Origin of the sequence: Roseospirillum parvum (genome assembly GCF_900100455.1) — a bacterium.
Taxonomy (GTDB): Bacteria; Pseudomonadota; Alphaproteobacteria; order Rhodospirillales; family Rhodospirillaceae; genus Roseospirillum; species Roseospirillum parvum.
Genome location: NZ_FNCV01000001.1, coordinates 49,263 through 74,212 on the forward strand (window position 1 = coordinate 49,263; position 24,950 = coordinate 74,212).

Sequence of the window (24,950 nt, forward strand, 5' to 3'; positions counted from 1 at the left end):
GGGGTTTTGACTCAAGGGTGGGGTCTGGGGAGGCCCCCGGCCTCCCCAGCGGGGTTCAAAGGGGCAGCGCCCCTTTGCGTCACCGCCGTCGCCAGGTCCAGCGTCGGGTGGGCGGGGTGAGGGTGAGGGGGGTAATCTCGGGTTGGCGGTCGCGGCGTCGGGCGATGGTGCCGGTGGCGAGGTTGACGCAGGCCAGGGAGCGTTGGCCTTTGTAGTCTTCCTCGGTTTTCAGCCATTGGCCGTCGGGGGCGCTGAAGGCGCCGCCGGTGGGGATGGGCGGGCCGGGTTCCTGGCCGGTGGCTGGGGTGGGTTCCAGGTGGAGTTGGCCGGGCAGGGGGTTGAGTTTGGTCTCCGGGTCGACCGGCAGCAGTTCGCCGGGGGGATCGAGGGGGGCCAGATGGAGCGTCTGGAAGTCCTTGCCCTGGCGCCGGGCGAGCAGGCAGGGGCGCCAGCGGCCGTCGAGAAGGGCCTCGACCAGACTGCCGGGGGGCAGGTTGGCGGCCTTGCGCTTCATGGCTGGTCGACGTCGAGCCGCGCCAGATTGGCCCGGGCCAGTTCGGCGGCGGCGCTGTCGGGGGCGATGTTGACCACAGCCAGCCAGTCGTCGCGGGCCGCCGCGGCGTCGCCGGCCAGACGGTTGAGGATGCCGCGTTCGAGCAGGGCGTCGGGGTTGAAGCGGTCCAACTCGAGGGCGGCATCGATGTCGGCCCGGGCGCCGGCGGTGTCGTCCAGGAAGCGGCGGGCGCTGGCCCGCAAGGTGAGGGCATCGACGCGGCGCGGATCGAGGGCGAGGGCGGCCGAGAGGTCGTCCACCGCCGGGCGGTAGTTGGCCGCCTCGGCCAGGGCCACGGCGCGGTCGATGAGCAGGTCGACGCGGGCCGGGGCGTCGGGTGCCAGCAGGGCCAGCGCGCTGTCCAGGGCGGCCACGGCGCGCCCGGGGTTGGCGTCGAGCAGCCAGCCCTGGGCCGCCTGGGCGAGCATGCCGGCCCGCACCTCGGGGCGCTGGCGCGACTGCTCGGCGAGCAGTTCCAGGCGCCGGGCGGCGGGGCGGGCCTCGCCCATTTCCAGCAGGGCGACGGCGGCGCAGTGGCGGGCCGCGTCGCCGCCGCCCAGGCCTTCCCAGGCGCCGGCGCGGTCGAAGCCGGCCTCGGGGTCGCTGCGGGCCAGGGCCAGGCAGCGGGCGTATTCGGTTGCCGGGTCGATGGTGCCGGGCTCGGATGTCTGGACCTGGGGGGATTGGGCATGTGCCGCCGGGCCGGTTGCCGCCAGGGCGACCAGGGCATAGATGAGGGCATGGACAACAGGGGCGAGGGCGCGGCGCTTCATGCCGGCCAGGGTCCGACAGGGGGAAAGGGAATGCAAGAGACTCCGGTGGTGCTGATCTTCGGCCAGGGCTACAGCGGTCGGGTGCTGGCCGACGACCTGAGGGCTCGGGGCTGGACGGTGCGCGGTACCCATCGCGGCGCCGCCGATCCGGCGGCCGGCCTGTGGACCTTCGACGCCGAACACCGGCTGCCCCCGGAGGCTTTCGAGGGGGTAACCCATGTGCTCGATTCCATCCCTCCCGCCGGCGACGGCGATCCCCTGCCCCTGGCCGTGCACCGGGCCGAGTTGGCGGCGCTGCCGGGGCTGCGCTGGGCCGGCTACCTGTCGACCACCGGGGTCTACGGCAACACCGACGGGGCCTGGGTCGACGAGGAAAGCCCGCTGGCCCCGGGCTCGGCGCGCGGCGCCCGCCGGGTCGCCGCCGAGCGGGCCTGGCTCGAGAGTGGTTTGCCGGGCCATGTCTTCCGGCTGGCCGGCATCTATGGGCCGGGGCGCAGCGCCATCGATTCGCTTGAGGCCGGCACGGCGCGGCGCATCGTCAAGCCGGGGCAGGTGTTCTGCCGCATCCACGTGGCCGACATCGCCCGGGTGGTGGCCGCCTCCATGGAGCGGCCCAGCCCGGGCACGGTCTACAACGTGTGCGACGATCTGCCGGCCCCGCCGCAGGAGGTGATCGCCCACGCCGCCCACCTGCTGGGTGTGGAGCCGCCGCCCGAGGAGCCGCTGGAGTCGGCCAACCTGTCGCCGATGGCGATGAGCTTCTATGCCGACAACCGGCGGGTCAGCAACCGGCGCATCAAGGAGGAGCTGGGCGTCACCCTGGCCCATCCCGACTATCGCAGCGGTCTGGCCGCGCAACTGGCGGCCCGGACGGCCGGTTGACCACTGGCCCGGCGGGCGGTGCTTGCGCGCTCGCCCCGCTGGTGCCACATTCCCGGCTCAGCATGACGGGTATTCGGTGACAGAAGGAAGGACCGGCGAGCGATGGCGTTCAAGCCCTCCGTTGTGGCGGCGATTTTCGGTGTGCTGTTGGGTGCCTTGGCCGCGACGCCGGCCTCGGCGACCGAGGTCGAGCGCATCGGCGTGTTCGGCTCGTGGTCGGCCTATACCTACCAGGAGCAGGGCAACAAGGTCTGCTACATGGCCAGCCGGCCGCTCAGCTCGCAGGGCGATTACACCAAGCGCGGCGACGTCTTCATGCTGGTCAGCCACCGCCCGGGCGACGGCGCCTTCGACGTGGTCAACATGGTCGCCGGCTACCCTTACGCCGATGGCGTGGATGTCGAGGTGGAGGTCGGCGACGGCACCTTCTCGCTGTACACCGAGGGCGACCGCGCCTGGACCCGCACCGAGACCGACGACCGCCGGCTGACCCAGGCCATCGCCTATGGCAAGACGCTGCGCGTGCGCGGCCTGTCGAGCCGCGGCACGGAAACCCTGGACACCTTCTCGCTGCGCGGCTCGCTGGACGCCTACAAGGCCATTTCCAAGGCCTGCAACCACCCGGTCAAGTAGGGGGCTCGCCGCTCAGGCGGCGACCACGAAGCGGGCCATCACCTTCTTGGCGCCGCCTTTCTCGAACTGGATGTCGAGCTTGCCGCCCTCGGCCCGGGTCACCGTGCCGTAGCCGAACTTGTCGTGGAACACCCGCTGCCCGGGGCTGAAGGCGGCCTCGCCATCCGGCGCGGCCGGTCGCGTGGCCGGCGGCGTGGGGGTGGGCCGCTCGATGTGGCGGTCGGGTTTCGGGCGGGCCCAACTCGGCCCATCCCAGCCCAGTCCCGAGCCGCCGCCGAAGCTGCCAGCCCGCCCGCCGGAGAGGCCCTTGGCCCCCTCGCGGACCACATGGGCGTCGGGCAGCTCGTCCAGGAAGCGGCTGGGCAGGCAGCTTTGCCACTGGCTGAACAGGCGGCGGTTGGCGGCGTGGCTGATGGTCACCCGGCGGCGGGCCCGGGTCAGGCCGACGTAGGCCAGCCGGCGCTCTTCCTCGAGGCCCTTGAGGCCCTCCTGATCGAGCGCCCGGCGGTGGGGGAACAACTCTTCCTCCCAGCCGGCCAGGAAGACCAGCTCGAACTCCAGCCCCTTGGCGCCGTGCAGGGTCATCAGGGTGACCCGGTCGCCGAGCGCGGCTTCCTCGTTCTCCATGACCAGGCTGACGTGTTCGAGGAAGGTTTCCAGGCTCTCGAAGTCCTCCAGCGCCGTGCACAGTTCGCGCAGGTTGTCGACCCGGCCCGGGGCCTGGGGGTCGGGGTCGGCGCGCCACATGTCGATCAGGCCCGACTCCTTCAGCACCCGGGACATCAGCTCGCCCGGCGGGGTCTCGGCGGCGACCTCCCGCCAGCCGGCGATCTGCTGAAGGAAGCCGTCCAGGGCCTTGGCGGCGCGCGGTTTCAGCTCGTCGCTGCCCAGCACCTCGGTGGCGGCGGCGGACAGTGACAGGCCGCCGGCCCGGGCCAGTTGGTGCAGCGTCTTGAGGGTGGCGTCGCCGATCCCCCGGCGCGGCTTGTTGACGATGCGCTCGAAGGCCATGTCGTCGTCGGCCTGGGCGATCAGGCGCAGATAGGCCACCGCGTCGCGGATCTCCAGGCGCTCGTAGAAGCGCGGCCCGCCGACCACCCGGTAGGGCAGGCCGGTGGTCATCAGGCGCTCTTCGAACTCGCGGGTCTGGGCCCCGGTGCGGACCAGGATGGCGGCGTCGGACAGCCGGCCGCCATCGCGCTGGTGGGCGATCAGATCCTCGGCGACGACGCGGGCCTCCTCCTCGCCGTCCCACACGGCGCGCACGCGCAACCGCTCGCCCAGCGCGTCATCGTCGCCCTGGGAGGCGCTCTGGGGGGCGTGGCCGCTTTTCAGGGTCTTGCCCAAGCGGTCGCGGTTGTTGGCGATGAGCTCCGAGGCGGCGGCCAGGATGCGCGGCGTGGAGCGGTAGTTGCGCTCCAGGCGGATGACGTTGGCGCCGGGGAAGTCCTGCTCGAAGCGCAGGATGTTGCCCACCTCGGCGCCGCGCCAGGAGTAGATGGACTGGTCGTCGTCGCCCACGCAGCACAGGTTGCGATGCCCCTGGGCGAGCAGCCTGAGCCACAGGTACTGGGCCACGTTGGTGTCCTGGTACTCGTCGACCAGGATGTAGCGCAGGCGCTGCTGATAGGGCTGGAGGGCTTCCTCGGGGTGGCTCTTGAAGACGGTCAGGCAGTGCAGCAGAAGGTCGCCGAAGTCGCAGGTGTTGAGGGTTTTCAGGCGCTCCTGATAGGGCCCGTAGAGGCGGTGGGCAAAGCCGTCCATGGCGCCGCGATCAGAGGTCGGCACCGCCTCCGGGGTCAGGCCGCGATCCTTCCAGCGCTGGATGCAGCCCATCAGGGCCGGCGGCGGGCTGCGCTTGGGGTCCAGGTTGGCGGCCTGCATGAGCTGCTTCAGAAGCCGCAACTGGTCGTCGGCGTCGAGGATGGTGAAGTTGCTCTTGAGGTCGACCAGCTCGGCGTGGCGACGCAAAAGGCGCGCCCCCAGGGCGTGGAAGGTGCCCAGCCAAAGCTGCTCGGCCGGTGGGCCAATCAACTCGCCGACCCGTTCCCGCATTTCCCGGGCGGCGCGGTTGGTGAAGGTGACCGCCATGATCTCCCACGGCCGGGCCAGCCGTTGGTGCAGCAGGTAGGCCAGCCGGGTGGTCAGCACCCGGGTCTTGCCGGTGCCGGCGCCGGACAGCACGAGCAGCGGCCCGTCGGTGGTCTCCACCGCCTGACGCTGTTCGGGGTTGAGCCCCTCCAGCCACGGCGGCGGCGCCGGCGGGGTGCTGGGCGGGGGCGCCGGGGGAGCCGGCTGGAAGCTGGACAGATCGAAGGGGTCGCTCATGCCCCACAATATATCGGGGGCAGGGGGCGGGAACCACCCTCCAGATATGGCGGAAGGAGGGTCAGGAGCCCTGGCGCAAGACCTCGTAGTCGGCCAGTACGGCGTCCAGCCGGGCCTGGCCCTGGGCCACCGTCTCGCCGGCCGCCAGCATGGCGCGTTCGACCCCCACCGGGTCGAGCCGCCCGGCGGCCAACCCCTCGGCCAACTCCTCGTAGCTGTCCAGGCCCTCGGCCACCATGTCGCGGGCCAGGCCGAGGCGTTCGCCAAGCCGGATCACCTGGGGCAGGGCCGGGTGGTCGGCGGCCAGACCCAGCACCAGGTCCTGGAAGCGGACCTGCAATTCGCCGATTCGTCGGTGCAGGCGGCGGGCTCCCTGGCGCTCGGCGTCGAGCCGCCCGCTCAGGCCGGGGTCGCGGGCCGCGAGTTGGGGGGGCGGTTCGGCCTGGGGAGGCGGTTCGGCGGCCGGTTCGGCGGCGTGTTGGGGGGGCGGCGGCGACAGGGGCAGGCCGACCGGTCCCGGGGTGGGCGGGGTGGAGGGGTGGGACAGGCGGGCCGAGAGGTCCCGCTGCGCCGCCTGGGCCGCCTCCCGGGCCTCCACCGCCTGCCGCCAGGCCGCCTCCAGGGCCGTGAGATAGGCCGTGTCGCCCTCGGCCCGCGCCGTCGCGACGGTGGTGGCCAGGGTGTCCAGGGTGGCCTGGGTGCGGGCCACCGCGCGCCCCAGCCGACCGAGCACCGGATGGTCCGGGCCGAGGGCGTCGCGGGCCGCGTCGTGGCGCGCCTGAAGGCGGCTCAACTGGGCCGTCATGTCGCTTTCCAGGTCGTGATGAACCTGACGCAGCAGGGCGCTTTCCGCCCGCGCCACGGGGGCGGTCAGGCCCAGGGCGAGGGCCAGCACGGCAACGGCGAGCAGTGGACGGTGGCGCATGGGGATAGCCGACGAAAGGCAGCGGAAGGGACGCCGGGTGGCCGCGCGGGGCCCCCGTCGGCTCCACAAATGCCTTTTCCGTGGGGAGCGTCAAGGGGGAGTACCATCTTACCGATGGCGGTTTTCTGGGCAGTCGGGCCCGGTTGCCCAAACAAGTGTCAAAAATTCCCAACAACCTGGTTGACGAAGGGATGGCAACTCGCGGAACCTGTTTTCCAAGAAAAGGGGGAGTATGGCGGTCGGGCAGCCCGGGGCAGGGAAACGAACCGGCGGCGCCGCTGTTTCTCCAACCCAGTTTTCCAACCCAGTCGCCGTTTTCGGTTTCCGTCGCCCGGACTGCCGCTGCCCGCAGTCCCCGACCACAGCCAGCAGGGAGAGCGCAAGCCTTGGCGCCCGAGCCGTCTTTGCCCCCCAGTCCACCGACCGCCTCCCCGATGGGGAGCGCGATGGACTCCCCGCCCCAGCCCGGCATCCACATCCGCGACATGGTCAAGGTGTTCACCGACGACCAGCAGGGCGAGGTGCGGGCGCTCGACAACGTCAGCCTGCACATCAGAAGCAACGAGTTCTTCACCCTGCTTGGCCCCTCGGGCTGCGGCAAGACGACGCTGCTTCGGGTCATCGCCGGCTTCGAGCAGCCGAGCCAGGGCCGCGTGCTGCTGGACGACCTGGACGTGACCGATCAGGCGCCCTATCGCCGGCCGGTCAACACGGTGTTCCAGAGCTACGCCCTGTTCCCCCACATGACGGTGGCCGAGAACGTCCGCTTCGGCCTGGAAATGCAGAAGGTGGACCCGGCGGCCGCCGAGCGCCGGGTCGCCGAGATGCTGGAACTGGTCCACCTGACCGGCATGGAGCGGCGCAAGACGGGGCAGCTTTCCGGCGGCCAGCAGCAGCGCGTGGCGCTGGCCCGGGCGCTGGCCCCGGCGCCCAAGGTGCTGCTGCTGGACGAGCCGCTGTCGGCGCTCGACTTCAAGCTGCGCAAGGGCATGCAGATCGAGCTGAAGCGCCTGCAGCAGGAAACCGGCATCACCTTCGTCTTCGTCACCCACGACCAGGAAGAGGCGCTGACCATGAGCGACCGGGTGGCCGTGATGAAGAGCGGCAAGGTGTTGCAGATCGGAACGCCAGAGGAGATCTACCGCCATCCGGTGGAACGCTTCGTGGCCGACTTCATCGGCGAGACCAACTTCCTGCCCGCCACCCTGAGCACCGAGGGCCACCCGGCGGTTTTCACCGTGGGCAATGCCGGCGGCTTCACGGTGCGCGCCGAGGCCTCCCAGCTCGACCAGCGCCAGGGCAGCCAGGTCACCCTGGCGGTCCGCCCGGAGCGCACCTTCCTGGACCCCGCCGGTCACGGCGAGGGGCTGAGCGGGCGGGTCGAGACGGTGGTCTATTTCGGCACCGACACCCTGTACCATGTAAGGGTCGATGGCCTCGAGGCGCCGCTGACGGCGCGCATCCAGAACCGCGACAACCACGCCCCGGACATCGACGAAGGGGCCGAGGTGCGCATCACCTTCCCGGACGACGCCGTCCAGGTGCTGAAGGACTGAGGAAGCCCATGCTGCTCGACCTGCCGCGCCGCTCGCCGGCCGTCGCCCGGCTTCTGCTGATCGGGCCCGGCATCGCCGTGATCGGCCTGTTCATGCTGATCCCGCTCGGCCTGATGGCCTATGTCTCGTTCCTCGACCGCGGTGCCTACGGCGGCGTGGTCTGGGACCAGCACACCGTCGAGGCCTACACCTCGTTTCTCTTCGAGCGCAACCTGGACGACAGCCTGACCTTCAACACCGACTATCTGCAAATCTACCTGCGCTCGTTCCTGCTCTCGCTGTCGACCACCCTGATCGCCCTTCTGGTCGGCTTTCCGGTGGCGCTTTACATGTCGCTGGCCCCGGCCAAGTGGCGCAACCTCTTGGTGTTCCTGGTCACGGTGCCCTTCTGGACCAACCTTCTGGTGCGCAACTACGCCTGGATCCTGCTGTTGCGCACCAACGGGCTGATCGACCAGTGGGCGGCCGGCCTGGGCCTGATCGGGCCCGGGGAGTCGGTCTCCATCCTCTACACCCCGTGGGCCATCACCATCGGCCTGACCTACAGCTTCATGCCCTTCATGGTGCTGCCCATCTACGCCAGCCTGGAAAAGCTCGACTTCCGGCTGGTCGAGGCGGCCTACGACCTGGGCGCCACCCGCCTCAAGGCCCTGGCCCGGGTGATCGTGCCCTTGAGCCTGCCCGGCATCGCGGCGGGCTCCATCCTGGTCTTCATTCCCAGCCTCGGCAGCTACGTGACGCCGGAGCTGTTGGGGGGCTCCAAGGGCCTGATGATCGGCAACCTGATCCAGCTTCAGTTCGCCGCCTCGCGCAACTGGCCGTTCGGGGCCGCGCTGGCCTTCACCCTGCTGGCCATGGTGCTGATCGCCATGGTGCTCTACCTCACCCGCTTCCGCAAACTGCCGGAATAGGGAGGGAGATCGCGCATGGACATCCGTCGCTTCCCGGGCACCCGGCCCATCGCCTGGCTGTTTTTCGCCTACCTTTATGTGCCGATCCTCATCCTGATCGTGCTGTCCTTCAACGCCAACCGGACGGCCACCATCTGGACCGGCTTCTCGCTCGACTGGTATCGGGCGGTCCTGAGCAACAACGACATCCTCTCGGCGGCCGAGAACTCGCTGATCGTCGCCGGCGCGGCCACCCTGGCCAGCACCCTGCTCGCCACCCTGGGCGCGGTGGGCATGGCGCGGCGGCGCTTCAAGGGCCAGTCGGCGGTCTCCGCCGTGCTTGCCCTGCCGCTGGTGGTGCCGGAGATCGTCACCGCCGTGGCGACCCTGCTGTTCTTCATCCTGGTCGGCCTGAAGCTGAGCCTGGTCACCGTCATCATCGCCCACACGGTGTTCTGCATCCCCTTCGCCTACCTGCCCATCCGGGCCCGCATCGAGGGGCTGGACCCCAGCCTGGGCGAGGCGGCGGCCGACCTTTACGCCAACGAACTGGTGGCCTTCCGGCGGATCACCCTGCCCCTGCTGTGGCCGGGCATCCTGTCCGGGGCGATCCTCGCCTTCATCATCTCGCTGGATGATTTCGTCATCACCTACTTCGTCGCCGGGCCTGGGGCGACCACGCTGCCGATCTACATCTTCGGTTCCATCCGCATGGGCATCAGCCCGGAGGTCAACGCCATCTCCGCCTTGATGCTCTTCATCTCGATCCTCTTCGTCTCCCTGTCCCATATCCTGGGTCGGGTGACCAACCGTTGACCGTGCCCTGGCGGGCGATGCGCGCCCGCCGGACCGTTTCGCACCCACCATCCCCAAGGGAGTGCCAAGCCGATGACCATCAAGAAGACGCTGAAGACCACCCTGGCCGCGTTGGCCCTGGTCGCCGTCGCCGCCCCGGCCCAGGCCGACGGCGAGCTGTTCATCTACAACTGGTCCAACTACATCCCGCCCGACCTTCTGAAGCGCTTCGAGGCGGAGACCGGCATCGACGTCACCCTGGATGTCTACGATTCCAACGAAACCATGCTGGCCAAGCTGCAGGCCGGGGCGACCGGCTACGACATCATCGTGCCCAGCGACTACATCGTGCCGCGCCTGATCGAGGAAGGCATCATCCAGGCCATCAACACCAAGAGCATGGAGAACGTCGGCAACGTCCGCCCGGCCTTCCAGAGCCCCTACTACGATCCCGACCTGGAATACACCGCGCCCTACATGTGGGGCACCACCGGCTACAGCTACGACGCCGACCGGGTGCCGGGCGGCGAGGTCGAGGACTCCTGGGGCCCCTTCTTCAAGCCGGCCGAGGAGTTGAAGGGCCAGGTGGTGGCGCTCAATGACGTCAGCGAGCTCTACACCGCCGCCGCCTACTATCTGGGCTACGGGCGCTGCACCGAAAGCGCCACCGAGGCCCAGGACATCCTCAACCTGCTGCTGGCCCAGAAGCCTTACCTCGCCATGTACCAGTCCGACGGCACCATCGAGCGCATGATCGCCGGCGAGGTCATCATGCACCAGCAGTGGAACGGCGCCGCCCACCGCACCAAGATGGAGCGCCCCAGCGTGACCTTCGTCTACCCGCGCGAGGGCGTGCCCTACTGGGCCGACAACCTGGCCGTCCCCACCGGGGCCCGCAACCCGGACAACGCCAAGGTGTTCATCAACTGGATGATGGCGCCCCAGAACGCCGCCGAGGTTTCCAACTACACCGGCTACATGAACGCCATCGACGGCTCGGGCGAGTTCCTGGACGAGGCGCTGAAGGCCGATCCGGCGGTCAACACGCCCCCTGAGTACCAGGATCGCCTGCGCGCCAACACCCCGTGCTCGGCCAAGGCCATCGACCTGCGCGACAAGGTGTGGACCAAGCTCAAGAAGTAAGGCCCGAAAGCCTTCTTGAGGACACGCGCGGGGGCCGGAACGCCAGATGTCCGGCCCCCGTTCCCCTGGAGTTGGGTTGCGTGATTTGTGAACCACGCAACCTGATCCAGGTTCTTGATCTTGCCGCAAATCGTCGTCGCGATCCGTTCCGGATCACGCGGGATTTGCTCCATCCAGCCGAAAGCCCCCCGATGACCGATTCTCCTGCCGATCCGGTGCTCGCCCTGTGGGCGACCAATATCGCCCGCCCGGTGGACAGCCTCGAAGCCTGGGCCGCCCTGGTCGATGAGCGCCTGGAACAGGCCGCCAAGGCCGGCGCCTGGATGCTGGTCATGCCCGAATACGCCAGCGTCCAATGGCTCTCCTTCGCCCCCGGCCGACCGCTGCCCATGGCCGCCGAAATCGCCTGGATGGCCGAGCGCGCCGATGCCGCCCTGGCCGCCCTTAAGCCCCTGGTCGAGCGCCACCACGTGGCCCTGCTGGCCGGCACCCTGCCGGTCGCCGCGCCAAACGGCGGCTACGTCAACCGGGCCCACGTGCTGCTCCCCGGCGGCGCCACCATCGCCCAGGACAAGCTTTCCCTGACCCCGGATGAACAGCACGTCGATGGGTGGAACCTGAAGCCGGGCCGCGAGCTGAACCTGTTCCGCTGGCGTGGCCTGACCTGGGCGGTGACCATCTGCCTGGACGTGGAACAGCCCGATCTGGCGCGCCACCTGCAGGAACAGGGCGTCGATGTGCTGCTGGTCCCCTCGATGACCGAAACCCTGGCCGGCTACCACCGTGTCTTCGATTGCGCCAAGGCCCGCGCCGTGGAACTGATGACCTGCGTCGTCGCCTGCGGCACGGTGGGCGATTGCACCGCCTTCTCCTCGGGCATCGAAACCAACATCTCCGGCGCCGCCGCCTTCGTGCCCTGCGAACCCACCCTGGGCGATACCGGCCGTTGGGGCACCGCCCTGCCACCCCGCGCCACCGACCCCGATGACGGCCCCTGCCTGATCACCCCGCCCCTGCCCACCACCATCGCCAGCAGACTGCGCCAGTCGGGAACCGCCGCCGTCTGGCAAGGCCCCTGGTCGGCCGACCACATCACCATCCGCACCCTGGACCCCCAATGACGCCCACACCAGGGCCCGACGTATGCTGAGCCATAGCAAAGGGGCGCTGCCCCTTTGGATCCCCGCCGGGGGAGCCAGGGGGCTCCCCCGGACCCCCGCCGCGACTTAAAGTCTGCCAGAGGGGGGTGGGGTGCGCCCGCGCACCCCACCCCCCTCTGGCAGACTTTGACTCATGGTGGGGTCTGGGGAGGCCTCCCGGCCTCCCCAGCGGGGGTTCAAGGGGGCGGCGCCCCCTTGGTATGGTTCAACACACGCCGGGCCCTGGTGTGGGCGTCATTGGAGGATCAGGTCGTGGATATTGTGTTCAGCGAGAAGCATGGGTTGCAGGATGGGCGGGCGGAGTTGGTCAACGGTGAGTTGAAGCCGTGTTTCGAGGCGCCGGTTCGGGCCGAGATGGTGCGGGCGGCTTTGGCGTCGCATGATCTGGGTCGTTTCCGGGACCCCGATCCGTTGCCCGAGGGGGCCTTGGCGCGCATTCACGACCCGGCCTTCCTGGCCTTTCTGGAGGGGGCCTGGGATCGCTGGTCGGCCGCGGGGCGGACCTGGGATGCCTTGCCGTTGAACTGGCGGGCAAAGGGCATGCGGTTCGACCGCGCGCCCGATTCCATCGACGGTCAGCTCAGCCACTATTCCTTCGATGCCGGCACGCCGATCACCGCCGGCACCTGGGCTGCCGTGACCAGCTCGGCCGCCGTGGCGTTGACCGGGGCGGGGCTGGTCGCCGGCGGGGCGCCGGTCGCCTTCAGCCTGTGCCGGCCGCCGGGGCACCATGCCGGGACGGCCTTCTACGGCGGCTACTGTTTCCTCAACAACGCCGCCCTGGCGGTGCAGGCCCTGCGCGACGCCGGGGCCGAGCGGGTGGCCCTGCTCGACGTGGACTATCACCACGGCAACGGCAGCCAGGAGATTTTCTACGGCCGCGACGATGTGCTGTTCGTCTCGCTGCACGGCGACCCGATGTTCGAGTTCCCCTTCTTCCTGGGCCACGCCGACGAGACCGGCGAGGGGGCGGGCGAGGGGTTCAACCTGAACCTGCCGCTGCCCGCCGGCACCGGCTGGCCCGACTACCGGACGGCGCTGGAGCATGGTCTGGCCCGCATCCGCGACTTCGCGCCCGACGCGGTGGTGGTGTCGCTGGGCCTCGACACCTTCAAGGCCGACCCGATCAGCCAGTTCAAGCTGGAGTCCGAGAGCTACCCGGAGATGGGCGGTCTGGTCGCCGGGCTGGGCCGTCCCACCCTGCTGGTCATGGAGGGCGGCTACGCGGTGGATGACCTGGGCCTGAACACGGCGCGCTTTGTCGAGGGCTTCAGACAGGTGGTGGGATGAGGCGGCTCGCCCTGGCCGCCCTGCTCGGCCTGGCGCTGGTCGGGCCAGCCCGGGCCGAGTTGGCGGGTGAGGTGTCGGCCGAAGCGCCCGGTGAGGCGCCCGCGCTGACCCAGCAGTTCGCCGAGCCGGACTACGGCTACCGCCTGTCCTACCCCGCCGACTGGGCGGCCACCCGGCCCGAGCCGTTCACCCTGGTGCTGTCCGGGCGGCTGGACAGCGCCCAGTTCCACACCACCATCAGCGTGGTCAACCAGCCGGCCGGACGGCCCGACGACCCGGAAGCCAGCGCCGAGCGCCTGCTGCGCCGCTACCTGAACGAAATCCAGGCGGCGGCGACCAAGGCCGAGGTGCTGACCACGGCCCCCTTCCTGCTGCGCCGCGACGGCCCCTTCCTGCGCGGCACCCAGGCGGTGACCCAGTTCCGCCGGGCCGGCGCCTGGGTGCGCCAGTGGGCGGTGGCTGTGGGCCGGCGTGATGCCCCGGTGGTCCACCTGTGGATCTACTCGGCCCCGGTGGAACTGTTCGACGCCACCCGGCCGCTGGCCCAGGCGGTGCTCGAGTCGTGGCACCTGACCGAGCCCCCCGGAGGTGGCCAATGACCACCGCCCTGGTCTGGCTGCGCGACGATCTGAGGCTGGCCGACAACCCGGCCCTCCTCGCCGCCGCCCAGGCCGGGCCGGTGGTGCCGGTGTACATCCTGGAAGAGCCGGACGGCGACGGCCAGGGCCCGCGTCCCCTGGGCGGCGCGGCGCGCTGGTGGCTGCACGGGTCGCTGGCCGCGTTGGGCGAGGCACTGGCGGCGCGCGGCAGCCGGCTGATCCTGGCCCGCGGCCCGGCGGCCGAGGTCATCCCCCGGCTGGCGGCGGCCTGCGGCGCCCAGGCGGTGCACTGGAACCGCCGCCTGGAACCCGGCGGGCAGGCGGTGGATCGCCACCTGAAAGCCTCCCTGCCGGCCCACGGCCTCGCGGCGGTCAGCCACCGGGCCAACCTGCTGATCGAGCCCTGGCGAGTGCGTGACGGCCAGCCCTACAAGGTGTTCACCCCCTTCTGGCGCTGGCTGGCGAGCCAGGAGCTGGCCGACCCGCTGCCCGCCCCGGCGCGGCTCGAGGCGCCCGCCGAATGGCCGCCGTCGGAGGCTCTGGACGCCTGGGCCCTGCGCCCCACCGCGCCCGACTGGGCCGGCGGGCTGCGCGCCACCTGGACCCCCGGCGAGGCCGCCGCCGCCGACCGCCTGGGCACCTTTCTCGATACCGTCGCCGGCTATCCCGAACAGCGCGACCGGCCCGATCTGGCCGCCACCTCGCGCCTCTCCCCCCACCTGAGATTCGGCGAGATCAGCCCCCGTCAGGCCGACCACGCGGTGCGCCTCGCCCTCGGCGCCCAGCCCGAGCGGGCCGACGCCCTCGCCGCCTTCCGCCGCCAACTGGCCTGGCGCGAGTTCAGCTGCCACCAGCTCCACGCCTTCCCGGCCCTGGCCAGCCAGCCCCTGAAACCCGCCTTCGCCCGCTTCCCCTGGCGCCCCGACGACGACCACGCCCGCGCCCTGTTCAGCGCCTGGAGTCGCGGCCGGACCGGGATCGACCTGATCGACGCCGGCATGGCCGAGCTGTGGCACAGCGGCTGGATGCACAACCGCGTGCGCATGGTCGCCGCCTCGCTGCTCACCAAGAACCTGCGCCTGCCCTGGCAATGGGGCGAAGCCTGGTTCTGGGATACCCTGGTCGACGCCGACCCGGCCAACAATCCCGCCGGCTGGCAATGGGTCGCCGGATGCGGCGCCGACGCCGCCCCCTTCTTCCGGGTCTTCAACCCGGAGACCCAGGCCAGCCGCTTCGATCCCACCGCCACCTACCGTCGCCACTGGCTGGGCAACCGCCAACGCCCACCCCCCATCGTCAACCTGAAAACCTCCCGCGCCGAGGCGCTGGCGGCCTACAAGGACATGGGCGAGGGGGCGTGACGGGGGCGCGGGGGCCTTGCCCCCGAACCCCCACACCATCAGATCGGGGGCCTTGCCCCCAAACCCCCACCGGGGGATCGAAGGCGATCCCCCGGACCCCCTCCTTTCGTTGGAGCGGAACGCAGGGGTAAAGCCAAATGCAGATGGTGTTTGGGTGCAGGCCAGCTTCGCTGGCCTGCGGAACCGACAAACCGACCGCACAACGGCAGGTGCTCCATGGGTCGGTTTTTGGTTGCGGGCCGGCAAGGCCGGCCTGCCTTAAAAAACCCCCGCCCAACCTCAGGCACGGCCGACGACCCGACCTCGAAAAAGCCATGGCGGGGGTCCGGGGGACCCCCAGGGTCCCCCGGCGGGGTTCAAAGGGGCGGAGCCCCTTTGAGTCTTGCTCGTGCGCGCACCGTCGTCGCTCGGCTTTCAGCCTCACTCGGGGTGCGCGCGGGGGCGGAGCCCCTTTGAGTCTTGCTCGTGCGCGCACCGTCGTCGCTCGGCTTTCAGCCTCGCTCGGGGTGCGCGCGGGGGCGGCGCCCCCTTCGTTGCCCTCAGTCCACCGTCGGCCAGCCGCTGACGGCTTTCACTTCCAGGAAGTCTTCCAGGCCCCATCGGCCGCCTTCGCGTCCGTTGCCGGATTGTTTGTAGCCGCCGAAGGGCGAGCCGGCGGCGCGGCCGCTGCCGTTCAGTTGGACCATGCCGGCGCGCAGTCGCTTGGAGACCCGGCGGGCCCGTTCGGGATCGCCGGTCTGCACGTAGGCGGAGAGGCCGTAGGGGGTATCGTTGGCGATTTCGATGGCTTCGTTTTCGTCGGCGACGGGGATCATGGCGAGCACCGGGCCGAAGATTTCCTCGCGGGCGATGGTCATGTCGTTGGTCACGTCGGCGAACACGGTGGGGCGCACGAAGTAGCCGCGATTGAAGCCTTCGGGGCGTCCCGGGCCGCCGGCGACGAGGCGGGCGCCGTCGTCGATGCCGGCCTGGATCAGGGTTTGCACCTTGTCGAACTGGGTCTGGCTGACCAGCGGGCCGATGTGGTTGCCTTCCTCGGCCGGCGGGCCGACCTTGGCCTTGGCGGCCACTTCGGCGGCGATTCCAACGGCGTCATCGTAGACGCTGCGCTCGACCAGCATGCGGGTGGGGGCGTTGCACGACTGGCCGGTGTTCTGGAGGCAGTGGAGCACGCCGCGCTTCACCGCCTTGGCGAGGTCGGGGACGTCGGCGAAGACGAGGTTGGGCGACTTGCCGCCCAGTTCCAGCGAGACCCGCTTCACGGTGTCGGCGGCGGCCTTGCTGACCGCGATGCCGGCCCGGGTGGAGCCGGTGAAGCTGACCATGTCGATGCCGGGGTGGCAGGAGAGGGCGGCGCCCACTTCCGGGCCGTCGCCGTTGACCAGATTGAAGACGCCGGCCGGCACCCCGGCCTCTTCCAGGATGTCGGCGAACAGCAGGGCCGACATGGGGGCGATTTCCGAGGGCTTGAGGACCACCGTGCAGCCGGCGGCCAGCGCCGGGATGACCTTCAGGGTGACCTGGTTCATGGGCCAGTTCCACGGCGTGATCAGGCCGCAGACGCCGATCGGCTCATGCACGATGTACTCGTCGCGGGCGTCGTCGCGCAGCGGGTGTTCGAAGGTGAACTCTTCCAGCACCCGGATGAAGGCGTCGATGTGCTCCTGCCCGGCCGCTGCCTGGGCCCGGGTGGCCAGGGTCATGGGGGCGCCCATCTCGCGCGAGATGGCCTTGGCCATGTCGTTGGTCCGGCGCTCATAGATCTTGGAGATGCGCCGCAAGAGGTCGAGGCGTTCCTCGCGGCTGGTCAGGCTGAAGCTGTCGAAGGCCCGGCGGGCGGCGGCCACCGCCCGTTCCACGTCGGCCGCCGAGCCCAGCGAGATTTCGGCGTAGGGGGTTTCGTCGGCCGGGTCGATGACCGGGAACGGCCGCGCCGTCAGGGGGGCCACCCACTGGCCGTCGATGAAGAACGTGGTGCGCTGTTCCATGGAGAACCTCCGTTGCAGGGGTCAGCTTGTGTGTCAAATATACCGAACAGCGGTAGCCCCGTGTCGGAGCGCCGTCAAGGGCGTGTGCGTGATGGGTGATGGGCCAGAAGTCCCCAGGCTTTTGATCTTGCGGCAAATCGTCGTCGCCACCCGTTCCTGATCGCGACGCCGATTTGCTCACGGAGGCCTACTTGATGCCGGCGCGCAGGAAGGATTGCACGAACTGCTTCTGGAACAGAAGGAAGGCCAGCACCAGGGGGGCCACGGCGAGCAGGGTGGCGGCCGAGATGACCGACCAGTCGACCCCCGATTCGGGGGCGCCGAAAATGGCCAGCCCGACGGTCAGCGGCCGGGTTTCGGTGGAGTTGGTGACCACCAGCGGCCACAGGAAGTTGTTCCAGTGGTGGCTGACCGAGACCAGGGCGTAGGCCAGATAGGTCGGCCGGGCGAGCGGCATGTAGACCCGCCACAGGATGCCCAGCGTGCCGGCGCCCTCCACCCGGGCGGCGTCCTCCAGCTCGACCGGCACGCCCTTGAAGGCCTGGCGCAGAAGGAAGATGCCGAAGGCCGAGGCCATGTAGGGCAGGGCGACGCCGGGGATGGTGTCGATCAGGCCAAGCTGGCTGAGGGTGGCGTAGTTCTTCACGATCAGCACTTCGGGCACGATCATCAACTGGACCAGGACCAGCAGGAAAACCGCCTCGCGCCCCGGGAAGGCAAAGCGGGCGAAGGCATAGGCGGCCAGGGTGCACAGCACCAGTTGGCCGAGCAGGATCAGGCTGACCAAAAGGAAGGTGTTGAGGAAGTAGCGGGCGAAGGGGGCGCGTTCCCAGGCGGTGGCGAAGTTGTCCAGGGTTAGCCGGGCCAGCGGGTCGAAGGTGACGGCGAACTCCGGCGGGTGGAAGGCGGCCCACAGGGCGTAGAGCAGGGGCGCCATCCAGAGCACGGCGAGCAGCCAGGCGGCGGCGGTTTCCAGGGGGGCGGGGCGGCTCATCGGTAGTGCACCCGCTTGTCGAGCAACAGGAACTGGCCCACCCCGAGCACCGCCAACAGGGCCAGCAGGACCATGGTCAGGGTGGCGGCGTAGGCGGTGTCGAAGAACGAGAAGGCGGTTTCGTAGATGTAGTAGAGCAGAAGGTTCGAGGCGTTGTCCGGCCCGCCCTTGGTCAGGATGAACAGGTGGTCGACCAGCTTGAAGCTGTTCAGCACGGCGTTGATCAAGACGAACAGGGTGGTCGGCATGAGCAGCGGGAAGGTGAGGCGCCGGAACACCACCCAGCGCCCGGCCCCTTCCAGGCGGGCCGCCTCGAACAGCTCGGGGGGCAGGGTCTGCAGGGCGGCGAGGTAGAAGATCATGAAGAACCCGGCCTCCTTCCACACCGTCATCACCATCAGGCAGCCGAGCACGGTGTCGGTGTCGCCCAGCCAGTTGTGGCCGGGCAGGCCGAAGCGGGCACCGATCTGGTCGAGCAGGCCGATTCCCGGGGTGTAGAAGAACAGCCAGATGTTGGCCACGGCGATCATCGGCAGGATGGTCGGGGTGAAGTAGGCCAGCCGGACCAATCCCCGGGCCGGCAGGCGGCGGTTGACCCACAGGGCCATCACAAGGGCCAGGGCGATGGCGGCGGGCACCGTGCCCAGGGCGAACAGCACGGTGTTGAGGAGCACCTTGGCGAACACCGGATCGTCGAGCAGAAGCCGGTAGTTGCCGGCCCCGACAAAGCGGCTGGGGCGGATCACCGTGCCGGTGGAGAACAGGGAATCGAGGAAGGTGGCGACCGCCGGATAGTGGGTGAAGCCGACCAGCAGCACCGCCGCTGGCAGAAGCAGCAGCCAGCCATGGATGAGGGTGCGGCGGTGGGCGGTCATCTGAGGGTCCGATCCCGGGTGGGGGTGCCGGGCTCCCGCGGGAGGGAGCCCGGCGCCGGAGGTTTGGATCTTAACGGTAGGGCTTGAGCAGGCGGTCGGCCTCGGCCTGGGCCTCGGTGAGGGCGGCCTCGGGGCTCTTGGCGCCGGTCAGGGCGGCCTGGATGGCGTCGTCGAGCAGCTTGCGCACGCGGCCGGTCTGGTAGGTGGACAGCTCGGCGGTGGCGAACTCAAGCTGGTCGCGGGCCACCGCGGCGGGCGGGAAGTCGGCCACGTAGTCCTTGAGCGCCTGGGTCTGGTAGGCGGCCGGCGAGATGCCGATGTAGCCGGTCTCCATCGACCACTGGGCGGAGCGCTCGGGGCTGGTCATGAACTTGACCAGCTTCAGCGCGGCGGCCTTCTCGGCGTCGGTCGACTGCTTGAAGAGATAGAAGTTGCCGCCGCCGGTGGGGGTGCCGCGCTGCACGCTGGCCGGCAGCATGGCCACCCCGAAGTCGAACCCGGCGTTCTTCTTGACCGCGGTCAGGTTGCCGGTGGAGTGCCACATGATGGCGGTTTTGCCCTCCAGGAAGTTCTGGCGCAGGGTGCCCCACTCGATGGTCCCCTCGGGCATCGCCTTGTGCTCGGTGGCCAGGGCGCGCCAGTAGTCGAGCGCCGCGATCACCGCCGGATCGTCGAAGTAGGTTTCCTTGCCGTCGGCATCCATCAGCACCTGGCCGTTCTGCTTGGTCAGGGCGCCGAACATCCAGTAGGGATAGCCGGTGGAGGGGATCATCACCCCCCAGCGATCATCGGTGGTCAGTTTTTTGCCCATCTCGGCCAGCTCGTCCCAGGTGGCGGGCGGGTGCTCGGGGTCGAGGCCGGCGTCGCGGAAGGCATCCTTGTTGTAGTACATGACGATGGTCGAGCGCTGGAAAGGCACGCCCCAGGTCTTGCCCAGGGTGCGGCCGTTTTCCATCAGGGCCGGATAGAAGCTCTCCAGCCAGGCCTTGTCGGCGTCGGTTTTCACCACGTCGTCGAAGGCGACGATGGCGTCCTGCTCGATCAGGTCGTAGATGTCGATGGAGAACATCACCGACAGCTGGGCCGGCTCGCCGGCGTTGAGGGCGGCCAGGGCCTTGATGCGGGCATCGTTGTAGTTGCCGGCGTAGATGGCGTTGACGTCGATCTCCGGGTTGGCGGCCTCGAAGTCGGCGATCATGGAATCGACCACGGCGGTGAGCGGCCCGCCGACCGCCACCGGGTAGTACATGGTCAGCTCGGTCTTGGCCTCGGCGGGCGCGGTCAGCCCCAGCACCCCGGCGCAGACCGCGCCGAGAACAGCGGTTTTCACGGCCTTCATCATGATGTGATACCTTTCCTTTTCATCGTCGCGGTTGGTGCAGCCCTCCCCCAGCGGGGAGTTCAAGGGTGACAGGCGCGGCTGCGGCGGTCGGCGCGCCCCCCGTCAGGCGGGGCGCGTCGCAAGAGGCAGGATCCGTGGCAGCGGGTCCTGCCTCCGTCCATCGGGTCCGAACAGGTGCAGGTCGGCCGGCGCGAAGCGAAGGCGCAGGGCCTCGCCCCGGCGCAGGCGGACCCGCCCCGGCAGGCGGACCTGGATCGGGGGTGGGGTGTCGGGGCCCGGGGGATCGGGCAGGTCAGGGCCGGGGCGCACCCCGACCACGGTGTCGGCGCCGTGGTAGTCCTCGCTGTCGACCACCACCAGGATGCCCTGGCCCGGGGTGTCGGCGGACTCCAGCATCAGGTGCTCCGGGCGCACCCCGAGCCGGCAGCCCTCGGGCAGCGAATGGGCGAACAGCGGGCGGCGTTCGACATCGCCGGCCAGGCACACCTGGCCGTCCGCCTCCACGCTGAGCGGCATCAGGTTCATCGGCGGCACGCCGATGAAGCGGGCGGCGAAGGGGGTCTCCGGGGCGGCATACAGCTCTTCCGGCGGGCCTTCCTGGACCAGCCGGCCGCCGTTCAGCAGCACCACATGGTCGGCCATGGACATGGCCTCGGTCTGGTCGTGGGTGACGTAGAGCACGGTCATGCCCAGGCGCCGTTGCAGGGCCTTCAGCTCCAGGCGCATCTCCTGGCGCAGGCGGGCGTCGAGGTTGGACAGCGGCTCGTCCATCAGGCAGACGGCGGTCTCGGCGACCACCGCCCGGGCCAGGGCGACGCGCTGGCGCTGGCCGCCCGACAGCGCCGCCGGCTTGCGGGCCAGCAGGTCGCCCAGGCCGACCAGCTCGGCCGCCTGGGCCAGCCGGCGGGCCCGCTCGGGCGCCGGGACGCGGCGCACCTTGAGGCCGAAGACGATGTTCTCGGCCACCGACAGGTGGGGGAACAGGGCGTAGGACTGGAAGACCATGGAAACGCCGCGCCGCGCCGGGTCGCGCCCGGTGACGTCGGCCCCGTCGATCAGCACCCGCCCCTGGCTGGGCGTTTCCAGCCCGGCGACGAGGCGCAGCAGGGTGGACTTGCCGCACCCCGAGGGGCCGAGCAGAACCACGAAGCTGCCCGCCTCGGCGCTGAACGAGACCTCGCTCAGGGCCTTTGTCTGGCCCCACTGCTTGCAAAGGCCCTGGACCTCGACGCGGCTCATGACAGCGCCTCCCGGGGCGCCAGATGGACCGTCACCCCGGCCGCGTCGAGCCGCGCCGCCATGGCCGGTGGCGGCGCCCGGTCGGTGACCAGCACGTCGACCTCGGCCAGATGACCGCCGCGCACCACCGCGTTGCGGCCGAACTTGGTGTGGTCGGCGACCAGCAGGGCGCGCCGGCAGTTGGCCAGGATGGCCTGGCGGGCCTCCACCTCCTCCTCGGCGAAGTCGAGCAGCTCGCCGTCGTCGTCGATGCCGCCCACCCCGAAGATGCCGAAATCCACGTTGTAGCCGGCGAAGAAGCGGGTCTGCGCGGCGCCGACCAGATCGCGGTAGCGGTTGCGCACCCGGCCGCCGGGCAGGGTGACCTCGAACCCCGGGTTGGCGCACAGGGCCAGGGCGACGTTGAGGTTGTTGGTGTAGATCTTCAGGTCGCGGTGCTCGACCAGGGCGCGGGCGATCAACTCCGGCGTGGTGCCGATGGACAGGGCGACCGAGGCCCCATCGGGCACCAACCCGGCAACCGCCCGGGCGATCGCCTGCTTCTCGGCCTGGTGCAGCACCTGGCGGCTTTCGTAGGGCAGGTTCTCGCGCTGCACCGGCAGTTCGACCCCGCCGTGGCGGCGGCGCAGCAGGCCGGCATCGCACAGCGCGTTGACGTCGCGGCGGATGGTCTGCTCGGTGACGCCGAAGCGCCCGGCCAGGGCATCGATGGTGGCGGCGCCCTGGCGGCGCACCTCCTCGGCGATGCGGGCCCGGCGCTCCTCTGGAGGAATGTGGGACATCTGGCAAGATTCCGGGGGGCAAGATTCCGGCAAACGGAAAGAGGCGGGCGGACGCCCGTGGGGCGACCCTGACCCAGCCTAGCCGGGGGCGGTTACGTTCGTATGACGCTTCCGTGTTTTTCGAATGAACGTTCGTTTTGTTCATTCGAACATTTCCAGGGGCTTGGCAGGCCCCGCCGCTTGGCGGTTGCGCCGGCCCGGCGGGCGGAATAGCCTCCCTTCACCGAGCCGGCGTGGGTGCGGGTGGGCGATCCACCCGGGGGGCCGGCCGGGCGCAGAGATCCAGGAGGGGCCAAGCCGATGAGCGACCGCGATCCCCGCGACGAGTGGGAACCGCTTCAGTTCGACTCGACCCAGAACGGGCTCGAGCCCGAGTGGCGCAGTTGGCCGGAGCGGGCCGGCGACGCCATCGCCGCCTTCCTGGCCCGGGTCGGCGAGGGCATCAACCAGGCCAGCCGGGGGATCAAGCACAAGCGCTTCGTGTTTTTCAGCCTGTGCTTCTTCCTCGGCGTCTACCTGATCTACGACGGCCTCAGCGACTTCTCCACCGACCTCTCCGGGTTTCTGAACCTGGGGGTGCGGCTGGTCGCGGTGGTTTCGGTGGTCCTGATCTACGTCTTCCTGTCGGTGTCGCTGTTCGATGACAACGGCATGGGGGGACGAACCCGGCGCACCTTCCTCAAGCTTCTGGAAGACGCCAAGTACCAGCGCACCGACATCCTGTTCTATCTGGGCATCATCTGCTTTTCGATCGTCAGCTTCGTCAGCACGTCGAGCGGCATCGTCATCCTGATGGGCACGGCGGAAGGGGCCAGCATGGGGGACATCCCCACCTTCGTGCCCTATCTGGTGTCGTTCACCGTGCAGATCCTCATCTTCGCGGTCATCGCCCGGGTTTCCGACCGGGCGGTGAACCCCTTCGCCAAGCTGGTCTACTTCTGCTCCTACGTGCTGCTTCTGCTGTTCAGCTCGGGTTTCGGCTACGGCTACTGGTACGACAACCTGTTCGCGGAAAGCGAGTTCTACCGCAATGTGGAGCACAACCAGCAGCGGCTGATCACGGTGATCGCCGACAGCCTGGACGACCTCGACGCCGCGGTGTCCATCGCCGGGCGGGTCTACGAAAGCTCCGACAAGGCCTTCCGCGACGAGGCCGAGGTCGGCCGCCAGTGCCACCCCCGGGTGCCCAAGGGCGAGGGGCTGCGCTACGACTATCTGCGCAAGTCGCGCGACAGCTTCGCCGGCCTTTATGGCGAGATGAGCGCCCTGCGCGAGACCATCCCCCCGGTCGAGGAGTTCGAGCAGCGTATCCACGAGGCGGTCAGCGGCAACCCGGCCAGCGCCGAGTTCCGCACCATGCAGATCGCCGACAAGTTCAACGGCCACGTCGACCGCATCGCCATCAGCATCGACAACTTCAAGCAGGTCTACGCCGAGCTGGTCGAGGAAGGGCGCGGCATCGTCCCCGACGCCCTGGAATACAAGGACCTGAAAGGCACCGGCCAGGAGCTCTGCCCGCTCGACATCAAGCGCACCTTCCAGGGGCTGGTCAACAGCATCGGGCAGGTGCGCAAGGTGGACAGCGCCGACATCTTCATCGTCAATTACGAGGACAAGAAGGAGGTCCTGCAGTTCGCCTTCAACCGCTTCATCAACGTGGTGGTCGACCTTTTGTCGTTCCGCGTGAACCTTCTGGAGCGCGAGACCTTCAACACCTTCCTGCCCTTCCTGATCAACGCCTTCTTCGATCTGACCATCTTCTTCATGGCTTTCTTCGTGTCGCGCGGGCGCATCCGGGTGATCACCGAGGAGGCCGGGTCCTCCCGGTCGGACGATCCGCCCTCCACTTGATGCCCCCCACTTGACGACCTGGGGGCGGGTTCCTATCTTTTTCCTCGCCGGGCGCCAAAACGGGCCCGGCCTTCGGGATCGGGGCCGTGAACGGTCCGAGCCCAGACCACCCGCCGCCCGCCGGCCGATGCCCTCAAAGAAGGGGTTGGAGATGGACGGGAACGGGAGACAAACGCCCCGCCGGGAGTCCCCCGCCGGGTGTCCGGAACCTCCGGGAGGTGCGCCGCCAAGGGCGGGCAACCCCGATCAGGTCCGGCGCCTCGGACCCGGGATCGACCCCACCGGCCGGGCCGCCTGGACCAGCGCGCCACCTTGAGCGGCGCTATCCCGGGCACCAGGGTCTGGCACGCGACCACCCCTCCCCCTCCCGAAGTGTCCCTGAAACCGGGTTCCGGCCGTCTGAAAGGTCGGGCCCAGTGTCAACCGCCTGTCCCCGACGGCCAATTCGGCGCCGGGCGACGCAGGCAGCATCGCTTCGAAGGAGGATGTGAGATGAACGCCTACGATTTCTCCCCCCTGTTCCGCTCCACCGTCGGCTTCGACCGTCTGGCCCGTCTCGCCGAGTCGGCCCTGCGCGTTGACCAGAACGCCGCCGGCGGCTACCCGCCCTACAACATCGAGAAGACCGGCGAGAACGGCTACCGCATCTCGATCGCCGTGGCCGGCTTCACCGAGGACGAGTTGAGCATCGAGGCCAAGGGCGGCGAGCTGACCGTGGTCGGCAAGAAGGCCGAGCGCGACGACGCCAACTACCTGTATCGTGGCATCGCCACCCGGGACTTCTTCCGCAAGTTCCATCTGGCCGACCACGTGCGGGTCGAGGGGGCCCACCTGGACAACGGCATGCTCAACATCGAGCTGGTCCACGAGCTGCCCGAGGCCATGAAGCCGCGCACCGTGTCCATCCAGCGCGGCGCCCCCAGCCAGCCCAGCCTGGAAGGCACCAAGGCTGAGGAGCGCGCCGCCTGAGCGGCGGACCTGCCTTAATCGT

At 69.8% G+C, this 24,950-nt stretch carries 22 protein-coding genes; 12 read left to right on the forward strand and 10 right to left on the reverse strand.

Going from position 1 to position 24,950, the window contains the following annotated elements:
* Positions 1-79 precede the first annotated feature (79 nt).
* Positions 80-514, reverse strand: coding sequence for a hypothetical protein (locus BLR95_RS16175; RefSeq protein WP_092613927.1), 435 nt, complete (start codon positions 512-514; stop codon positions 80-82).
* On the reverse strand, positions 511-1,326 hold the full coding sequence (locus tag BLR95_RS00225; protein ID WP_092613928.1) for a tetratricopeptide repeat protein: 816 nt from the start codon (positions 1,324-1,326) through the stop codon (positions 511-513). The genes BLR95_RS16175 and BLR95_RS00225 overlap by 4 nt, the downstream gene beginning before the upstream one ends.
* 30 nt (positions 1,327-1,356) lie before the next feature.
* Between BLR95_RS00225 and BLR95_RS00230 the strand changes: the two genes are divergently transcribed.
* Positions 1,357-2,208, forward strand: coding sequence for an SDR family oxidoreductase (locus tag BLR95_RS00230; RefSeq protein WP_092613929.1), 852 nt, complete (start codon positions 1,357-1,359; stop codon positions 2,206-2,208).
* Between the two features lie 102 nt (positions 2,209-2,310).
* On the forward strand, positions 2,311-2,841 hold the full coding sequence (locus BLR95_RS00235) for an invasion associated locus B family protein (protein WP_092613930.1): 531 nt from the start codon (positions 2,311-2,313) through the stop codon (positions 2,839-2,841).
* 12 nt (positions 2,842-2,853) lie between these two features.
* Here BLR95_RS00235 and BLR95_RS00240 read toward each other — a convergent pair whose 3' ends face one another.
* Both BLR95_RS00240 and BLR95_RS00245 read right to left on the reverse strand, forming a co-directional pair.
* On the reverse strand, positions 2,854-5,169 hold the full coding sequence (locus BLR95_RS00240; RefSeq protein ID WP_092613931.1) for an ATP-dependent helicase: 2,316 nt from the start codon (positions 5,167-5,169) through the stop codon (positions 2,854-2,856).
* Positions 5,170-5,230: 61 nt separating this feature from the next.
* The gene (locus BLR95_RS00245; RefSeq protein WP_092613932.1) at positions 5,231-6,094 is read right to left on the reverse strand and encodes a hypothetical protein; all 864 of its coding nucleotides are present in this window, start codon (positions 6,092-6,094) and stop codon (positions 5,231-5,233) included.
* A 446-nt stretch (positions 6,095-6,540) separates the two neighbouring features.
* On the opposite strand from BLR95_RS00245, the gene BLR95_RS00250 reads away from it, so the two are divergent.
* From BLR95_RS00250 to BLR95_RS00285, 8 genes are all read left to right on the forward strand, one after another.
* The gene (locus tag BLR95_RS00250; protein WP_092613933.1) at positions 6,541-7,650 is read left to right on the forward strand and encodes an ABC transporter ATP-binding protein; all 1,110 of its coding nucleotides are present in this window, start codon (positions 6,541-6,543) and stop codon (positions 7,648-7,650) included.
* Positions 7,651-7,658: 8 nt separating this feature from the next.
* On the forward strand, positions 7,659-8,561 hold the full coding sequence (locus BLR95_RS00255; RefSeq protein WP_092613934.1) for an ABC transporter permease: 903 nt from the start codon (positions 7,659-7,661) through the stop codon (positions 8,559-8,561).
* Positions 8,562-8,576: 15 nt separating this feature from the next.
* Positions 8,577-9,356, forward strand: coding sequence for an ABC transporter permease (locus tag BLR95_RS00260; protein ID WP_092613935.1), 780 nt, complete (start codon positions 8,577-8,579; stop codon positions 9,354-9,356).
* A gap of 72 nt (positions 9,357-9,428) precedes the next feature.
* On the forward strand, positions 9,429-10,478 hold the full coding sequence (locus tag BLR95_RS00265) for an extracellular solute-binding protein (protein ID WP_092613936.1): 1,050 nt from the start codon (positions 9,429-9,431) through the stop codon (positions 10,476-10,478).
* Positions 10,479-10,669: 191 nt separating this feature from the next.
* Entirely contained in the window at positions 10,670-11,599 is a 930-nt protein-coding gene (locus tag BLR95_RS00270; protein WP_092613937.1) for a nitrilase-related carbon-nitrogen hydrolase, read from the forward strand.
* A gap of 291 nt (positions 11,600-11,890) precedes the next feature.
* Positions 11,891-12,928: a histone deacetylase family protein gene (locus tag BLR95_RS00275; protein WP_092613938.1), complete on the forward strand. Its 1,038-nt coding sequence runs from the start codon at positions 11,891-11,893 to the stop codon at positions 12,926-12,928.
* Positions 12,925-13,527 carry a hypothetical protein gene (locus tag BLR95_RS00280; RefSeq protein ID WP_092613939.1) on the forward strand — a complete coding sequence of 201 codons (603 nt, stop codon included), beginning with the start codon at positions 12,925-12,927 and terminating at the stop codon, positions 13,525-13,527. The genes BLR95_RS00275 and BLR95_RS00280 overlap by 4 nt, the downstream gene beginning before the upstream one ends.
* Positions 13,524-14,888 (forward strand): cryptochrome/photolyase family protein, encoded by a 1,365-nt coding sequence (locus BLR95_RS00285; RefSeq protein WP_092613940.1) that lies wholly within the window; start codon positions 13,524-13,526, stop codon positions 14,886-14,888. The genes BLR95_RS00280 and BLR95_RS00285 overlap by 4 nt, the downstream gene beginning before the upstream one ends.
* Positions 14,889-15,427: 539 nt before the next feature.
* Here the strand turns inward: BLR95_RS00285 and BLR95_RS00290 are convergent.
* The 6 genes from BLR95_RS00290 to BLR95_RS00315 all read right to left on the reverse strand — a co-directional run bounded on the left by BLR95_RS00290 (position 15,428) and on the right by BLR95_RS00315 (position 22,108).
* Entirely contained in the window at positions 15,428-16,876 is a 1,449-nt protein-coding gene (locus BLR95_RS00290) for an aldehyde dehydrogenase family protein (protein WP_092613941.1), read from the reverse strand.
* Positions 16,877-17,063: 187 nt separating this feature from the next.
* Positions 17,064-17,870: a carbohydrate ABC transporter permease gene (locus tag BLR95_RS00295; RefSeq protein WP_092613942.1), complete on the reverse strand. Its 807-nt coding sequence runs from the start codon at positions 17,868-17,870 to the stop codon at positions 17,064-17,066.
* The gene (locus BLR95_RS00300) at positions 17,867-18,745 is read right to left on the reverse strand and encodes a carbohydrate ABC transporter permease (protein WP_092613943.1); all 879 of its coding nucleotides are present in this window, start codon (positions 18,743-18,745) and stop codon (positions 17,867-17,869) included. Before BLR95_RS00300 ends, BLR95_RS00295 begins: the two co-directional genes overlap by 4 nt.
* A gap of 70 nt (positions 18,746-18,815) precedes the next feature.
* Positions 18,816-20,087, reverse strand: coding sequence for an ABC transporter substrate-binding protein (locus BLR95_RS00305; protein WP_092613944.1), 1,272 nt, complete (start codon positions 20,085-20,087; stop codon positions 18,816-18,818).
* Positions 20,088-20,189: 102 nt separating this feature from the next.
* Positions 20,190-21,326 (reverse strand): ABC transporter ATP-binding protein, encoded by a 1,137-nt coding sequence (locus tag BLR95_RS00310; protein WP_092613945.1) that lies wholly within the window; start codon positions 21,324-21,326, stop codon positions 20,190-20,192.
* On the reverse strand, positions 21,323-22,108 hold the full coding sequence (locus tag BLR95_RS00315; RefSeq protein ID WP_092613946.1) for a DeoR/GlpR family DNA-binding transcription regulator: 786 nt from the start codon (positions 22,106-22,108) through the stop codon (positions 21,323-21,325). The genes BLR95_RS00310 and BLR95_RS00315 overlap by 4 nt, the downstream gene beginning before the upstream one ends.
* Before the next feature lie 300 nt (positions 22,109-22,408).
* Here BLR95_RS00315 and BLR95_RS00320 point away from each other — a divergent pair, with 300 nt between their 5' ends.
* Both BLR95_RS00320 and BLR95_RS00325 read left to right on the forward strand, forming a co-directional pair.
* Positions 22,409-23,959: a hypothetical protein gene (locus tag BLR95_RS00320; protein ID WP_092613947.1), complete on the forward strand. Its 1,551-nt coding sequence runs from the start codon at positions 22,409-22,411 to the stop codon at positions 23,957-23,959.
* Positions 23,960-24,451: 492 nt separating this feature from the next.
* On the forward strand, positions 24,452-24,928 hold the full coding sequence (locus BLR95_RS00325) for an Hsp20 family protein (protein ID WP_092613948.1): 477 nt from the start codon (positions 24,452-24,454) through the stop codon (positions 24,926-24,928).
* The last annotated feature ends 22 nt before the right edge of the window (positions 24,929-24,950 follow it).